The following is a 14,439-nucleotide window of genomic DNA, read 5'->3' as shown; positions in this document are numbered from 1 at the left end:
TGTGTCAGTAGTTGTGGCAGGAATCGGCGACCTGCTGGATCGTGGCGGCGATTCCACCGGCGCGCGGGTCGCTCGCGGCCTGGTCGGCGGCGTCCGGGTTGTCGCGCAGGTACCGGTCGAGTTCGGCCTGTCGCTCGGCGGGGGAGAGGTCGAACTTGGCCTTCAACTCCGCCTTGTAGCCGGGGTTCTGATCGAGGTACTGGGCCAGCATCGGGGACTTGTCGTGCAGGGCGGCGTCCACCTGGGCGAAGCTGCAGGTGGAGTTCAGGAGCGGCGCAACCAGATCCGCCGGCGAGGCGGAGGCGGTGGCGGGCGCGAAGGCGAGGGCGACGGCGGCGACCGCACCGGCTCCGAAGAGCACACCGGCACGACGATTACGGACGAAGCTCATACAGCGACCTTCTTCTCAGTAGGCACAGCAATGGGTCGCGCGCGATTCCCGCGCGCCCGACCGACGCTAAACGACCGCTCTAGGAGGTCGATGAGCCAATTCTGAAAAGATTCTGAGGCTAGCCCGAGGCGGCTTGATCCCCGGTCCGATCGGCCGGATCGGCGGCGGCCGGGTCCGGGCGGTGGATCGGGGTGGTGGCGACCGCGGCGGCCTCGGCGGCGGCGATGCGCTCCTTGTCCTCCATCAAGGTCACCGCGTCGCGGATCTGCTTCTCCAGGGTTGGCAGCATGGCGGCGTCGTCGATGGTCGGCGGCACCTCGAAGGATTCACCCGAGGCGATCTGACGCATGGTGCGGCGCAGGATCTTTCCCGACCGGGTCTTGGGCAGCGAGGTGACCGCGACCACGTCGTAGAGGGTGGCGATGGCCCCGACCCGCTCCCGCACCCGGTCGATGATCTCCGCGCGCAGCCGCTCGGGCTCCATGTCGACGCCGGTCTTGAGCACCACGTACCCGATCGGCCGCTGTCCCTTGAGCTCGTCCGGGATGCCGACGACCGCGGTCTCGGCCACGGCCGGATGCCCGGCGATGGCCGCCTCGATCCCGCCCGCGGACAGCCGGTGTCCGGCCATATTGATGACGTCGTCGCTGCGGCCCAGGACGAACAGGTAGCCGTCCTCGTCGAAGAAGCCGGAGTCCCCGGTCAGATAGTGGCCGGGGTAGGCGGAGAGATAGGAGCGCTCGTACCGCTCGTCGTCCTTCCACAGCGTGGTCAGGGTGCCGGGCGGCAGCGGCAGCCCGATGACGATATTGCCCTCGGTGTTCGGGGCGACCGCGTTGCCCTCGGAGTCCAGCACCCGCAGCCGGTACCCGGGCACCGGCACCGATGCCGACCCGGCCTTGATCGGGAGCTGTTGCAGTCCGAGCGGGTTCGCGCAGATCGGCCAGCCGGTCTCGGTCTGCCACCAGTGGTCCACCACCGGGCAGTCGGGGCGATCGGCGAGCAGGGTCTCCACGGTCCACTCGTAGGTGGCCGGGTCCAGGCGTTCCCCGGCGCAGAACAGCGCCCGCAGCCGGGACAGATCGTGCTGATGGGCGAGCGCGGCGTCCGGGTCGGCGCGGCGGATGGCCCGCAGCGCGGTCGGCGCGGTGAACATCACATCCACCTGGTACTCGTCGACCAGGCGCCAGAAGGTCCCCGCGTCGGGGGTCCCGATCGGCTTGCCCTCGTAGAGCACGGTGGTGGCCCCGACCAGCAGCGGCGCGTAGACGATGTAGGAGTGTCCGACCACCCAGCCGATATCGGAGGTGGTGAGCATGGTCTGCCCCGCGCCGACCTCGTAGATATTGCGCATGGACCAGGCCATCGCGACCGCGTGGCCGCCGTTGTCGCGCACCACGCCCTTGGGTTTCCCGGTGGTGCCGGAGGTGTAGAGGATATAGAGGGGATCGGTCGCGGCCATCGACACCGGATCGGCCGGTTCCGCCCCGATCTGCGCCTCGTCCCAATCGAGCCACCGGGCCACCACGGTCTCGGTGGAGGCGGGCAGCGAGTCGGTGGCGGCCTGCTCGGCCGGAAAGCGAATGGTGGGGAAGCCCTCCCGCTGCTTGACCAGCACGGTTCTCGGGGCGGTGGTCTCGGCGAGGTCGAGGGCGGCGAGCACGATCGGCGGGTATTCGATGCGGCGCCCGGGTTCCAGGCCGCCGGAGGCCGTGATGATCAACACAGGTTCGGCGTCGTCGATGCGGGCCGCGAGTTCGTGGGCGGCGAAACCGCCGAAGACCACCGAGTGCACCGCGCCGATCCGGGCGCAGGCGAGCATGGCGATCACGGCCTCGGGAATCATCGGCATATAGATGACGACGCGGTCACCGGTCTTGACGCCCAGTCGCAGCATGGATCCGGCAAATCGGGCGACTTCGTCGAGCAACTCCCGATATGTGTAAATCCGCCTGGACCCGGTCATAGCCGAGTCGTATATTAGGGCCGGTTGTTGGGCGCGGCCTCCCTCCTGGCCCTCGAAAGAGCCTTCGGGAGTTGTGATCTCGCGCACATGTCGATCCAGCGCGTTGTAGGAGGTGTTGAGGCGAGCGTCGGGAAACCACCGCGCCGCCGGGCGGGCGGCAGTATCGAGAATCTGGGTGGGAGGCACGTCCCAGCTGATGGATTCGGCCGCGGTGCGCCAGAACTCCGAGGGATCGACCAGGCTCAGCTGATACGCCGGTCGGTACTCCTGCTTCGCGTTCAACCCGGTGACTCCCTAGCTCCGCCTTGTGTCCTGAGAAGCGCTGAAGATGCCCGCCTCGATAGATCAGCCTGATTGTGGCAGACTTCACGCGACGTCCGGGCGGGCGCCGCGACCTTTGATTTTGCCTGGAATAGGCAGGTCAGGGACCGGTGGTTGCCAAGAGGTCACACAAGAAGTTATTGATCCGTTAGAATCGCATGTCACATATTTCGGCCGTCATGGACGCAATTTCTCGGCCAGCCGCCGTTCTCGGTCAGCTCCGTCTGTCGAGCCGAGCGTGCGATCGCTCGGAGGCTCGCTGATGGCGCGTGGCTGGGGCCAGTTTGGAAAGTGAGTGGGAGATGCGTGACGCCGCTAGGTCCGGCAGCAATAAGCGCTGGGCGCTGAGCAACTGGGACCTGCGATGGAAGGTCACGGCGGTCCTCGCCGTGCCGTTGTTGGTCGCTGTTGTGCTGGGTGCGTCCAGGATCTCGGCGGAGTTCGCCGATTCGAGCAGGCTCTCGACGGCGACCGACCACGTCGGGGTGATCCCGGCGATCACCGGTCTCAGTGCGGACGCGGCGCAGGTGGCCAGTGGCCAGATGGTCATGCTGGGCCCGAACCAGTCCTTGACCTCCGACCCGGAACTCACTCAATTGGACACGGCGATCTCGTTCGCCGAGAAGGCCGCGAGCCGGCTGAGTGACATTCCCTCCGCCCGGTCTGCGCTGGACGAGATGATCGTGGGCGCCAAGGCGATCCGGGCGCAGGGTCTCGCGCCCTCGAAGTCGATTCCCGACACCGTCGCCCAGGTCGAGCGGATTCGTGGCGACAGCGTTCGCACGGTGGAGTCCATCGTGGCGACCATCGCCGACAAGAACGTGGACCAGTCCAAGCTGCGCCTGGTCGACTCGCTGAACACCCGATGGATGCTGTTCAACGAGGTCGCCGGCATGGCGGAGGCGCTACGCAGCAACCCGAAGGATGGCCTCAAGGACATCCAGATCAGTGTCAGCACCGAGCGGCAGATGCTCGCCGTGCTGGCCCACCGCTTCCCGGACGGCGACGCGACCATCGCCGATCTGCAGCGTGGCGCGGACACCCGCGTGCAGCTGGTGAACGGCCCGCAGGCGCTGGCCGGTCAGCTGCCGGTGGCCGAGCTGAAGGACTCGCTGGTCGCGAGCATCAACGGCTATCAGTCGATCGCGGGTGGCGCGACCAAGGACATCGTGTCCCGAGTCGAGGACCTGTCGGCGGCGGCCCGTTCGGACGCCATCCGCTACTCGATCATCGTGATCGCCACCATCCTCGGCGCCATGGCGCTGGCCGTGCTGATCGCGCGCGCAATGATCGTCCCGCTGCGCCGTCTGCGCCTGGCCGCCCTGCGCGTCGCCGAATACGACCTCGGCCAGGAAGTCTCCGCGCTGCGTGAGGGCGCCGACCCCGAAGACGTTCCGCTGGAACCGATGCCGGTGCACACCGACGAAGAGGTCGGCCAGCTGGCTCGCGCCGTCGACGACATCCACGGTCAGGCGCTGCGCCTGGCCGCCGACCAGGCCGCCATGCGTACCCAGGTCAACGACATGTTCGAGACCCTGGCGCGGCGCTCCAAGTCCCTCGTCGACCATCAGCTCTCGCTCATCGAGGCGATGGAGTACGACGAGAAGGACCCGCGCCTGCTCGAGAACCTCTTCCGTCTCGACCACCTCGCCGCCCGTATGCGGCGAAACGGCGACAACCTGCTGATTCTGGCCGGTACCAAGCAGCGCCGGACCAAGTCCGCGCCGGTCGAGATCGCCGACGTGCTGCGCGCCGCCATCTCCGAGGTGGAGGACTACGAGCGCGTCAAGCTGGGCGCCACCCCGCGGGGTTCGCTGGTCGAGCCCGCCGCGTCCGACCTCGCGCACCTGTTCGCCGAGCTCCTGGACAACGCGCTGCGCGCCTCTCCGCCGGAGACCGACGTCAAGTTCACCTTCGCTCAGGCCCACGATCAGGGTCTGCTGATCGAGGTCGCGGACCGCGGTATCGGTATGCCCCCGGCCGAGATGGCCGAGATCAACCGGCGACTGGAGGCCGTGGCCGAGGTCGGCCCGGACACCGCGCGCCACATGGGTCTGTTCGTGGTCGGCCGCCTGGCCGAGCGCCACGGCCTGACCGTGCGCCTGCGCCCGACCTTCGACACCGCCCGGGATCCGGGTGTGACCGTCACCGTGCACGTGCCCAAGCCGCTGATCGTCTCGCCGGGTGGCGCCATCTCGGTGCCGCCGCAGCAGGGACACCAGCAGCCGGCTCCCGCCCCGACGGCGTCCGCGCCGCAGGGTGCGGGCAACCAGGCCGGCGCCCCGGCCTCCATGCAGATGCGCGCGGTCACCCGCACGGCGACCGGCAATGTCATGGTCACCGTGGATCCGGGTGTGAGCGGGCCGATTCCGGCGGGCACGGCGGCGGGCGCCGCCCCGAGCCCGGCTCCGGCCCCGGCGTCTCCCGCGCCGGCCGCGGCCAGTGCGGCCACCGGTCTGCCCACTCGCCAGCCGGGCGCCCAGGTGCCGGGCGGTCTGCCGACCCGTCAGCCGGGTGTGAACGGTCCGACCGTCAAGCACACCGTGTCCGCGCCGGGTGGAGCGAGACCGGGCCTACCCGTGCGGGATCCGGGTGCGAACGGTCCGTCCGCGCCCGGCGCTCAGCCGGGATCCAACCTTCCGCAGCGCGGCCAGGGCGAGCCCCCGGCGCAGCCGCGGGGCGGCCTCGCCGCCAATATGCTCAAGCGTCAAGGTGCTCCGGGCGGCATGCCGCCGCGACCGGGCGCACCGGGAGAGCCGGGACCCGCGCCGCGTGGTCCGGGGCAGGGGGGAGCGCCGCAGCCGGGTCAGACCGGTGCGATGCCGCAGCGCAATCCCTCTGTCGGACTTCCGCCGTCGCAAGCGCGGGGAGGCGGAGCGGACTCCGCGCCGGGTGCGGCTCCGGCCGGGCCGACCGGTCTGCCGACCCGTCAGCCGGGCGCCAATGGCGCCCCCGGCCGTGAGGCTGGTCTGGGTCAGCCGCAGCGTTCCGCTCCGAGCGGTATGCCGCAGCAAGCGCGGGGTGGCGGAGCGGAGCCGGGTGCGAATGGCGCTCCCGCGTCGCGTGGAGCGGACTCCGGCCCGACCCGTCGTGAGCCTGCTGCCGGTGGTCTTCCGCCGCGTGATGCTGCCGCCGGTGGTCTCCCGCAGCGTGACTCCGCTGCCGGTGGTCTCCCGCAGCGTGACTCCGCTGCTGGTGGTCTGCCGCCGCGTGATGCTGCCGCCGGTGGTCTCCCGCAGCGTGACTCCGCTGCCGGTGGTCTGCCGCCGCGTGATTCGGCCATGGGTGGTCTGCCGACCCGTCAGCCCGGCGCCAATGGCGCTCCGGCGCAGCGTGGTCCGGGAGCGCCGGGTGGTCTCCCGCAGCGGGGTGCCGCGCCGCAGCGCGACGGGGCCAATGGTCTTGCCGCACCGGATTCGGACAAGCAGGGTCTGCGTCCGCGGGACGGTCTCGCCCCGCGTGATGGTGGCCTGCCGCAGCGGGACGCCGGTCCCGGTGGTCTGCCGCAGCGTGGTCCGGGTGGTCTGCCGCAGCGGGACAGCGGTCCTGCCGCGGGTGGTCTGCCGCAGCGTGATGGTGGTCCTGCCGCCGGTGGTCTGCCCCAGCGTGATGGTGGTCCCGCCGCCGGTGGTCTGCCCCAGCGTGGCCCGAACGGCCTGCCGCAGCGTGGTCCGGGCGCCGGTCAGCCGCAGCGCCCCGCCGCCGCGGGTGCCGATTCGCTCTCGGGTGGTCTGACTCAGCGTGATCCGTTGAGTGGTCCGCTCCCGCAGCGTGATCCGTTGAACGACCCACTGCCGCAGCGGGACGGTGGTTTGCCGCAGCGCGGCGCTACCGGTCTGCCGCAGCGGGATCCGGGCTCGGTCTTGCCGCAGCGTCCGTCCCCGATTCCGGGTGTCGGTCTGCCGCAGCGCGGTGACGACGGTGTCAAGGAGCCGGGACGCCACAGCTTCCGGTCGAACCCGGCCAAGGCGGCCTCGTTCTTCCAGACCCGCTTGCAGCCGACGGACGCCCCCGGTGACTCGATCATGGGCGGCACGCCGATCTTCGCGGAGATGATGTCGGCGTGGCTCTCCGATCCGAATGCCGATCGGTCCCAGGTGGCCTCGTCCTTCGAATCACCGGGCGACGAGGGCTGGCAGGCCGCGCACCGGGTCAGCCAGTCGGCGCCGGAGAAGCGGACGGCCGCCGGTCTGCCGCAACGCGATCCGGGTAACCGACTTGTGCCCGGCGGTGTGAACGGAAACGCTGACAAGGCGGCCCACCGAGACCCAGAATCCATCAGGTCAAGTCTGAGTCGCCACCAGAAGGGCGTCCGGGATGGCCGCGCGATGCAAGCTATGAACCTAACCGGAGATAAAGGAGACCGATGAACCCCGATCTAGGTGGTACGAAGCGTCAGCTGGATTGGCTGGTTTCGAACTTCGCCAATGAGGTTCCCGGCGTTGCGCATGCGGTCCTGGTATCCGCCGACGGCCTGCTGATGGCCGCGAGCGCGCAGCTGCCCGTGGACCGTGCCGAACAGCTGTCCGCAGTGACCGCGGGGCTCGCGAGCCTCTCGGTGGGTGTGTCGAACTTGTTCGAGGGCGGCACCGTGTTGCAGTCGGTGGTCGAGATGGAACACGGCTACCTGCTGCTCATGGCTGTCGGTGACGGCTCGTATCTGGCGGTCCTGACCAACACCTCGTGTGACATCGGTCAGGTCGGATACGAGATGGCGTTGTTGGTCGAGCGAGTGGGCCAGACGGTTCAGGCCACACCTCGCGTCACGATGGGTTCCTGATGGCGGGATGGACATAGACAACGAACGCGTTGGGAGCGCCGAACCGAGCCTGGTTCGCCCCTATTCACTGACGGCCGGTCGCACCCGGCCGAAGGTGGAGCTCGCCTTGGAGGCGCTCGTCGCATCGCATCCGGTCGCCCTCGAGCGGCAGTTCGAACTCACCAACATCGAGACGTCAATCGTGGAGTTGTGCAGAGAATCGCCGTCGGTTGCCGAGGTGGCCGCGCGTCTGGGCATCCCGCTCGGGGTCGCGCGGGTGCTGGTCGCGGACCTCATCGATGCCGGCCATGTGCGGGTATCGGCGACTTTGAAAGACGATTCCAGCGACGATGAACGTCGCGAGCTGATCGAAAGGGTTCTCAGTGGACTCCGGCGTATTTGATTCGACGACACAGGTCGACACGCGCACCAGCAAGCCCACGTCGGCCAAGATCGTCGTGGCCGGTGGTTTCGGTGTCGGCAAGACCACCCTGGTCGGTGCCGTGTCGGAGATCGTTCCGCTGCGCACCGAGGCGTTGGTGACCAATGCCAGTGTCGGCGTGGACTCCCTGACCGGTGTCCCGTCGAAGGCCACCACCACGGTGGCCATGGACTTCGGCCGCATCAGCCTGGCCGACGACCTGGTGCTGTACCTGTTCGGTACGCCGGGCCAGTACCGCTTCTGGTTCATGTGGGACGACCTGATCAAGGGCGCCATCGGCGCGGTGGTGCTGGTCGACACCCGCCGGCTGGAGGACAGTTTCGCCGCCGTCGACTATTTCGAGGCGCGCAACCTACCCTTCCTGGTGGCCATCAACGAATTCGATGATGCGCCACGGTATCCGGTGGAGGACATCCGTCAGGCGCTGGCGGTGCCCGCGGACGTGCCGATCCTCTCGATCGACGCCCGTCGTCGCGAGCCGGTGAAGCAGGCTCTGGTCGCGGTCACCGAGTACGCACTGCGCAAGGTCGTTCAGGGTTACTGAGCCGCGCAGGCTATAAGCTCGCGCCGTGACGATCACGGCGCGGGAGTTGCTGGGCGAATTGCTGGATCCCGGTTCCTTCGTGAGCTGGGATCGGCCACCGGTGCCGGTGGCGGCGTCGCCCGGGTATCGCGAGGATTTGCTGGCTGCCGCGGCAACGGCGGGCACCGATGAAGCGGTGCTCACCGGGGAGGGGTTGCTGCGCGGACGGCGCGTTGCCGTGATCGCGTGCGAGTTCGCGTTTCTCGCGGGGTCGATCGGGGTGGCCGCCGCCGAGCGGATCGTGTCCGCGGTGGAGCGCGCGACCGAGCTGGGCTTGCCGCTGCTCGCCTCACCGACCTCCGGCGGCACCCGAATGCAGGAGGGCACAGTCGCTTTCGTGCAGATGGTGAAGGTGGCGGGGGCGCTGGCCGTGCACAAGGCGGCGGGGCATCCGTATCTGGTGTATCTGCGCGATCCGACCATGGGCGGGGTGTTCGCGTCGTGGGGGTCGTTGGGGCACATGACATTCGCCGAACCGGGGGCACTGGTCGGCTTTCTGGGGCCGCGGGTCTACAAGGCGCTGTACGGGAAGCAGTTCCCGGAGGGTGTGCAGACCGCCGAAAACCTTTACCGCAACGGCGTTATCGACGGTGTGGTGCCGGTGTCGGTGTTCCGTCGCATCGTGCATCGGGCGCTCACGGTGTTGTGCGACGGTCCGGCTCCGCTGCCCGAAAGGGCCGGTGGCGCACCGCCGCCCGCGCTCGGGTCGGGTTCCTTCCTGGCGGGTCCGCAGGAGCGTGGCGGTGTCGCGGTGCTGGACACCGCCGAGGTGCATGCCTGGCAGACGGTGTTGATCTCCCGGCGCGGGGATCGTCCGGGCATTCGTGAGCTGCTGCGTCACGTCACCGATCGGGTTCCGTTGTCCGGCACCGGACAAGGCGAGCTGGACCGCACGGTGGTGCATGCCCTGGCCCGGTTCCGGGGTCAGCCGTGCATCGTGTTCGGCCACGACCGGGCGGGGCAGTCGCCGGAGCACACCATGGGCCCGGCGGCCCTGCGGGAGGCCCGGCGCAGCATGCATCTGGCCGCCGAACTGCGCGTCCCCCTGGTCCTGGTGATCGACACGGCGGGCGCGTCGTTGTCCCGGGAGGCGGAGGAACGGGGTCTGGCCCCCGAGATCGCCCGCTGCATCGCCGATCTCGTCACCTTGAACACCCCGACTGTCTCGGTGCTGCTGGGTCAGGGCACGGGTGGCGGCGCGCTGGCCCTGCTGCCCGCCGATCGGGTGCTGGCCGCCGCCAATGGCTGGCTGGCCCCCTTGCCGCCGGAGGGGGCGAGCGAGATCGTCTACCGCGATACCTGGCACGCCCCGGAACTGGCTGCCGCCCAGCGGATTCGGGCGGCGGACCTGCGTGAGGACGGCATCGTGGACCGGATCGTGCACGAGTATCCGGACGCCGCCGAGGAGCCCGCGGATTTCGCGCTGCGCATGGTGGATGCGATCGCGGGCGAACTGGCCGGTCTGACCGCTCGCTCCCCGGCGGAGCTGCTCACCGCCCGGCACCTGCGCTATCGGCGATTGGGCCTGCGAACGTAGTTCTCGTCACGTCGAACCTGCGCGAAGCTGTCTATTTGCTGCCGTGGGGGCTCGACACGCAGATTTCGGTATAGAGCACTCGGTTGACGCCGCGGACCTGCGCTTCTAACTTCGAAAAGGTGACATACCGGTTCGAGGTCAGCGACATTCCAGCGATCGTGCTCAGTGACGGCCAGGTGATGCCCAAACTGGGGTTCGGCGTCTACAGGGTCGACGGCGGCGAAGCGGCCGGCACCATCGTCCAGGCCCTCGAACTCGGGTACCGCAGTCTCGACACGGCGGCCTTCTACGGCAACGAGGAGGAAGTGGGCCGCGCCGTCCACGAGTCCGGGCTGCCGCGCGACGAGGTGTTCGTCACCACCAAGCTGTGGAACGCCGACCACGGCTACGACGCCACCCTGCGCGCCTTCGACGCCAGCGCCAAGCGGCTGGGCGTGGACGCCATCGACCTGTTCCTCATCCATTGGCCGGTGCCGTCCGCGGATCTCTATGTCGACACCTTCCGGGCCTTGCAGGCGCTCAAGCGGCAGGGCCGGGTCGTCTCGATCGGCGTCTCGAATTTCACCCGGGCGCATCTGGAGCGGGTGATGGCCGAGACCGGTGAGGTGCCCGCCATCAATCAGGTTGAGCTGCACCCGTATTACGCCCAGTCGGAGCTGCGCGCCTTCCACGCCGCGCACGGCATCGTGACCGAGGCGTGGAGTCCGCTGGGCCGCGGCGCGGAGTTCAACGATTCGGTGATCATCGCGCTGGCCGACAAGCTGGGCCGCACGCCGGCGCAGATCATCCTGCGCTGGCACATGCAGCTGGGGAACGTGGCCATCCCGAAGTCCAGCACCCCGTCGCGGATGGCGGAGAACCTGGCCGTCTTCGATTTCGAGCTGACCGGCCGGGAGATGACCCAGATCGCCGGTCTGGACAAGGGCGCGCGGCAGGGCGCGGACCCGGACCTGTTCGATATGGACGCGCCCGCCTGACGCTTCAGCCCTCCGGATCGCCGTTCCGGTGGGTCGGAATGCCCAGGTACGAGGTCAACTCGACGGCCGCCGCCCGCCCCGCGCGGTTCGCGCCGATGGTGCTGGCCGAGGGTCCGTAGCCGATCAGGTGGATGCGCGGATCGGCCTCGACCCGGGTGGCGAGGCGACCGCCCATGGTGATGCCGCCGCCGGGCCCGCGCAGTCGCAGCGGGGCCAGATGGTCGAGGGCGCTGCGGAATCCGGTGGCCCACAGGATGACGTCGGCGCGCTGGAAGCTGCCGTCGGCCCAGCGGATGCCGCCGGGTTCGATGTGATCGAACAGCGGTCGCCGCTCGAGGGCTCCGCGGGCGCGCATGGCCCGCACGCGCGCGTCCTCGGGCAGCCCGGTCACCGACACCACCGATCCGGGTGGAAGTCCGCGCCGGACACGGTCTTCCACCATGGCCACCGCGGCCCGCCCGTCCTCGGGCGCGAATTGCCCGGAGCGGAAGACGGGTTCGCGACGGGTCACCCAGGTGGTGCCGGTGACCTGCGAGATCTCGTCCAGCAGTTGGATGGCGGTGATCCCGCCGCCGACCACCACGACGTGCCGGCCCTCGAATTCCGTTGCGGCACGGTAGTCGTGGGCGTGCAGCTGGCGTCCGGCGAAGGTCTCCGCGCCCCGGTAGTAGGGGATGAACGGCTTGTCCCAGGTGCCGGTGGCATTGACCAGTCCGCGTGCCCGCACCGTCGCGCCGGGGTTCAGTTCGGCGTGCAGCAGCCCGTCGACCTCCTGGTTCGGGCAGGTGGCGGCGGTGGCGCGGTCGCACACCACGGTCACCGAGATGGGCCGGTGCACGCGCAGGTCGAAGCGCTTCTCGTAGAGCTCGAAGTAGTGCGGCACGGCGGTGGCGGCCTGCGCGTTGTCCGATCCGGCGGGCAGGGTCTCCTGGAACGACATGCCGGGCAGGTCGTGCACCCGGTTGACGGTGCTCAATGTCAGTGACGGCCACCGGAATTGCCACGCCCCGCCCGCGCCGGGGGAGTGGTCGACGATCAGGAAGTCCTGTTCGGGTCGCAGCCCGAGCCGCCTGAGGTGGTAGCCGACCGACAATCCGGCCTGTCCCGCGCCGATTACAAGGATGTCGACATCGGGTGTTGCGGTCACGGACCCGACGGTACGCCCACCTACAGTGAAGGCAGATCATGGGTAGGCAGCCCGATGAGGTGGACAGTGGGGAAGGGACAGATGCTCGGAGTCAGCCGCGATGGCGAGGTCGTGACCATCGAACTGCAGCGTCCGGATCGCCGGAACGCCCTGAACGAGGAGCTCATCGGCCGCCTGTGCGCGGCCCTCGAGGAGGCCGCGGCGTCGGCGCGGGTGATCGTGCTGACCGGTCAGGGGCCGATCTTCAGTGCGGGCGCGGATCTGGACGGGGTGTATTCGGACAGCTTCCTGACCGGTCTGCTGGCCATGCTGCGCACCATCGAGACCATTCCGGTGCCGGTGATCGCGGCCATCAACGGGGGTGCGCTGGGTGCGGGCGTGCAACTGGCCCTGGCCTCGGACCTCCGCGTGATGTCGCCGGATTCGTTCATCGCGGTGCCGGCCGCGAAACTCGGTATCTCCGTTGACCGTTGGACCGTGCGACGGCTGTCGTCGCTGATCGGCGCGGGTCCGGCGCGCACGATTCTGCTGGGCGCCGAGCGGGTCCCCGCCGCGGACGCCTACAACTTCGGCTTCGCGAACAAGATCGGGACCCTGGCCGACGCGCAGGCCTGGGCCAAGCAGATCGCCGAACTCGCGCCGCTGTCGCTGCGGCATCTGAAGCTGGTCTTCAACGACGACGACACCCGCGGCCCCGACACCGCCGCGCAGAGCGCCGCCCTGGACGCCGCCTGGCAGAGCGCCGACGCGCAGGAGGCGCGCGCGGCTCGCCAGGAGAAGCGGGCCGCGAAGTTCGAGGGCCGATGAACGGGGGGCGCGCGCGAGAGAATGCGCGGAGACTGATGGGTATGGCAGCGGGCGCTTTCGGTCTTTCCTGGGTGGTTCGGGCGGCATGGGGGATTCCCTCGGCCATGGGTGCGTCGATCTCGGCGATCGCGCCGACCGCACGCGGGGCGACCACTTATCGCAATCGGCAGTTCCACAACACCGAACCGAGCAGTCAGCTCAGCGGCTCGCCGCTCGAGCTGCTCTATCAGCTGGCCACCCAGCGCAATAACGGCCGTCCGTCGGGGACCATCCCGCTGGTGACGCCGGACCTGCCGGAGCAGGCCGGGGAACTGGCGGTGACCTGGTACGGGCACGCCACCTGCCTGGTCGAGGTGGACGGCTACCGGGTGCTGACCGATCCGGTCTGGAGCGAGCGGGTGTCGCCGTCGCCGCTGGTGGGCCCGGCCCGCCTGCATCCGGTGCCGTCGCCGTTGTCGGCGCTGCCGCCGCTGGACGCGGTGCTCATCTCCCACGACCACTACGACCACCTGGATCGCGACACCGTGACCGGCCTGGTCGAGGGCCAGGACTGTGTGTTCATCGTGCCCGTCGGCATCGGCGCGCACCTGCGGCACTGGTCGGTGCCGGAGCATCGCATCGTCGAATTGGATTGGGCCGCCTCGGTTTCGCTGTCGGAGCTGCGGCGCGCCCGCGGTGACGGCACGGACCTGGTGATCACCTGTTCGGAGGCGCGGCATTTCTCGGGCCGCGGCCTGGTGCGCAACACCACGCTGTGGGCGTCGTGGTCCATCGCGGGCCCGACCCGGCGGGTCTACTTCGGTGGCGACACCGGCTACACGAAGGCGTTCGCGGAGGCGGGCGCGCGCCTGGGCCCGTTCGACCTGACCCTGCTACCCATCGGCGCCTACGACCGGCACTGGCCGGATGTGCACATGAACCCGGAGGAGGCGGTCCGCGCCCATTCCGACCTGTGTGTCGGCGACGCGGGCTTCGGGGTGCTGGTGCCGATTCACTGGGCCACCTTCAATCTGGCCTTCCACGGCTGGTCGGAGCCGGTGCGGCGACTGGTCGAGGCGGCGGAGGCGGCCGGGACACGCATCGCCGTGCCGAAGCCCGGCCAGCGGATCGACCCGATTGGCCTCCCACCACGGGATTCGTGGTGGGAAGATGTTCGCCAATAACGGACCGAGAGTGAAGGAGCAGGGCTGTGAGTCTCATGGACACGCTCAAGGGCTTGGTCGGCAAGGGCAAAGAGGTGGCGGCCCAGAACGCCGAGAAGGTTGAGCAGGCGGTCGACAAGGCCGGTCAGGTGATCGACGAGAAGACCGGGGGGAAGTACTCCTCCCAGATCGACAAGGGCACGGACGCGGTCAAGTCGGCGCTCGGGACCGACGCTGCCGCGGGCGCGGCGGCCCCCGCGGCGGAACCCGCGCCCGCCGAGGCGGCGGCCGAACCCGCCCCGGCCCCGGAAACCCCGGAAGGCGAACAGCCTCCGGCGTAGTCGTAGCGGTCATCCACGGGCCGTTC

12 protein-coding genes are annotated in these 14,439 nt (G+C 69.5%); 9 read left to right on the top strand and 3 right to left on the bottom strand.

Translation table 11 applies throughout. The annotated features are described in order from the left end of the window. Positions 1-4: 4 nt before the first annotated feature. Together ABZ382_RS16710 and ABZ382_RS16705 are read right to left on the bottom strand one after the other, a co-directional pair. On the bottom strand, positions 5-391 hold the full coding sequence (locus ABZ382_RS16710) for a hemophore-related protein (RefSeq protein WP_357089413.1): 387 nt from the start codon (positions 389-391) through the stop codon (positions 5-7). A 118-nt stretch (positions 392-509) separates the two neighbouring features. After that, positions 510-2,639, bottom strand: a complete 2,130-nt coding sequence (locus ABZ382_RS16705) for an AMP-binding protein (RefSeq protein ID WP_357089411.1) — start codon at positions 2,637-2,639, stop codon at positions 510-512. A 341-nt stretch (positions 2,640-2,980) separates the two neighbouring features. Here ABZ382_RS16705 and ABZ382_RS16700 point away from each other — a divergent pair, with 341 nt between their 5' ends. From ABZ382_RS16700 to ABZ382_RS16675, 6 genes are all read left to right on the top strand, one after another. Continuing rightward, on the top strand, positions 2,981-7,048 hold the full coding sequence (locus tag ABZ382_RS16700; RefSeq protein ID WP_357089408.1) for an ATP-binding protein: 4,068 nt from the start codon (positions 2,981-2,983) through the stop codon (positions 7,046-7,048). After that, positions 7,045-7,458, top strand: coding sequence for a roadblock/LC7 domain-containing protein (locus tag ABZ382_RS16695; RefSeq protein ID WP_029930951.1), 414 nt, complete (start codon positions 7,045-7,047; stop codon positions 7,456-7,458). Before ABZ382_RS16700 ends, ABZ382_RS16695 begins: the two co-directional genes overlap by 4 nt. A gap of 7 nt (positions 7,459-7,465) precedes the next feature. Then, on the top strand, positions 7,466-7,840 hold the full coding sequence (locus ABZ382_RS16690; RefSeq protein ID WP_033085504.1) for a DUF742 domain-containing protein: 375 nt from the start codon (positions 7,466-7,468) through the stop codon (positions 7,838-7,840). Next, on the top strand, positions 7,821-8,423 hold the full coding sequence (locus ABZ382_RS16685) for an ATP/GTP-binding protein (protein ID WP_174391578.1): 603 nt from the start codon (positions 7,821-7,823) through the stop codon (positions 8,421-8,423). The genes ABZ382_RS16690 and ABZ382_RS16685 overlap by 20 nt, the downstream gene beginning before the upstream one ends. A 25-nt stretch (positions 8,424-8,448) precedes the next feature. Next, complete coding sequence (locus tag ABZ382_RS16680; protein ID WP_357089405.1) at positions 8,449-9,999, top strand: carboxyl transferase domain-containing protein; 1,551 nt, start codon at positions 8,449-8,451, stop codon at positions 9,997-9,999. A 119-nt stretch (positions 10,000-10,118) separates the two neighbouring features. Continuing rightward, positions 10,119-10,976 carry an aldo/keto reductase gene (locus tag ABZ382_RS16675; RefSeq protein WP_357089402.1) on the top strand — a complete coding sequence of 286 codons (858 nt, stop codon included), beginning with the start codon at positions 10,119-10,121 and terminating at the stop codon, positions 10,974-10,976. A 4-nt stretch (positions 10,977-10,980) separates the two neighbouring features. On the opposite strand, the gene ABZ382_RS16670 is transcribed toward ABZ382_RS16675, so the two are convergent. Continuing rightward, positions 10,981-12,123: an NAD(P)-binding domain-containing protein gene (locus tag ABZ382_RS16670; RefSeq protein WP_357089399.1), complete on the bottom strand. Its 1,143-nt coding sequence runs from the start codon at positions 12,121-12,123 to the stop codon at positions 10,981-10,983. A gap of 81 nt (positions 12,124-12,204) precedes the next feature. Between ABZ382_RS16670 and ABZ382_RS16665 the strand changes: the two genes are divergently transcribed. From ABZ382_RS16665 to ABZ382_RS16655, 3 genes are read left to right on the top strand one after another with little or no spacing between them, the layout of a single operon-like run. Continuing rightward, entirely contained in the window at positions 12,205-12,930 is a 726-nt protein-coding gene (locus ABZ382_RS16665) for an enoyl-CoA hydratase (protein WP_357089396.1), read from the top strand. A gap of 41 nt (positions 12,931-12,971) precedes the next feature. Continuing rightward, complete coding sequence (locus ABZ382_RS16660; protein WP_357089394.1) at positions 12,972-14,093, top strand: MBL fold metallo-hydrolase; 1,122 nt, start codon at positions 12,972-12,974, stop codon at positions 14,091-14,093. A gap of 35 nt (positions 14,094-14,128) precedes the next feature. Next, entirely contained in the window at positions 14,129-14,413 is a 285-nt protein-coding gene (locus ABZ382_RS16655) for an antitoxin (protein ID WP_357089928.1), read from the top strand. Positions 14,414-14,439: the final 26 nt, after the last annotated feature.

The organism is Nocardia sp. NPDC005825 (assembly GCF_040630175.1).
In the GTDB taxonomy this organism is placed as follows: domain Bacteria; phylum Actinomycetota; class Actinomycetes; order Mycobacteriales; family Mycobacteriaceae; genus Nocardia.
Note: the sequence above shows the minus strand (reverse complement) of the source record. Positions and strands in the feature narration are given on the sequence as shown.

What these genes read in the sequence shown, in the direction of transcription:
- ABZ382_RS16710 (WP_357089413.1), bottom strand. Translation starts at nt 391, where the DNA reads ATGAGCTTCGTCCGTAATCGTCGTGCCGGTGTGCTCTTCGGAGCCGGT.
- ABZ382_RS16700 (WP_357089408.1), top strand. Translation starts at nt 2,981, where the DNA reads ATGCGTGACGCCGCTAGGTCCGGCAGCAATAAGCGCTGGGCGCTGAGC.
- ABZ382_RS16695 (WP_029930951.1), top strand. Translation starts at nt 7,045, where the DNA reads ATGAACCCCGATCTAGGTGGTACGAAGCGTCAGCTGGATTGGCTGGTT.
- ABZ382_RS16690 (WP_033085504.1), top strand. Translation starts at nt 7,466, where the DNA reads ATGGACATAGACAACGAACGCGTTGGGAGCGCCGAACCGAGCCTGGTT.
- ABZ382_RS16665 (WP_357089396.1), top strand. Translation starts at nt 12,205, where the DNA reads ATGCTCGGAGTCAGCCGCGATGGCGAGGTCGTGACCATCGAACTGCAG.
- ABZ382_RS16660 (WP_357089394.1), top strand. Translation starts at nt 12,972, where the DNA reads ATGGCAGCGGGCGCTTTCGGTCTTTCCTGGGTGGTTCGGGCGGCATGG.
- ABZ382_RS16655 (WP_357089928.1), top strand. Translation starts at nt 14,129, where the DNA reads ATGGACACGCTCAAGGGCTTGGTCGGCAAGGGCAAAGAGGTGGCGGCC.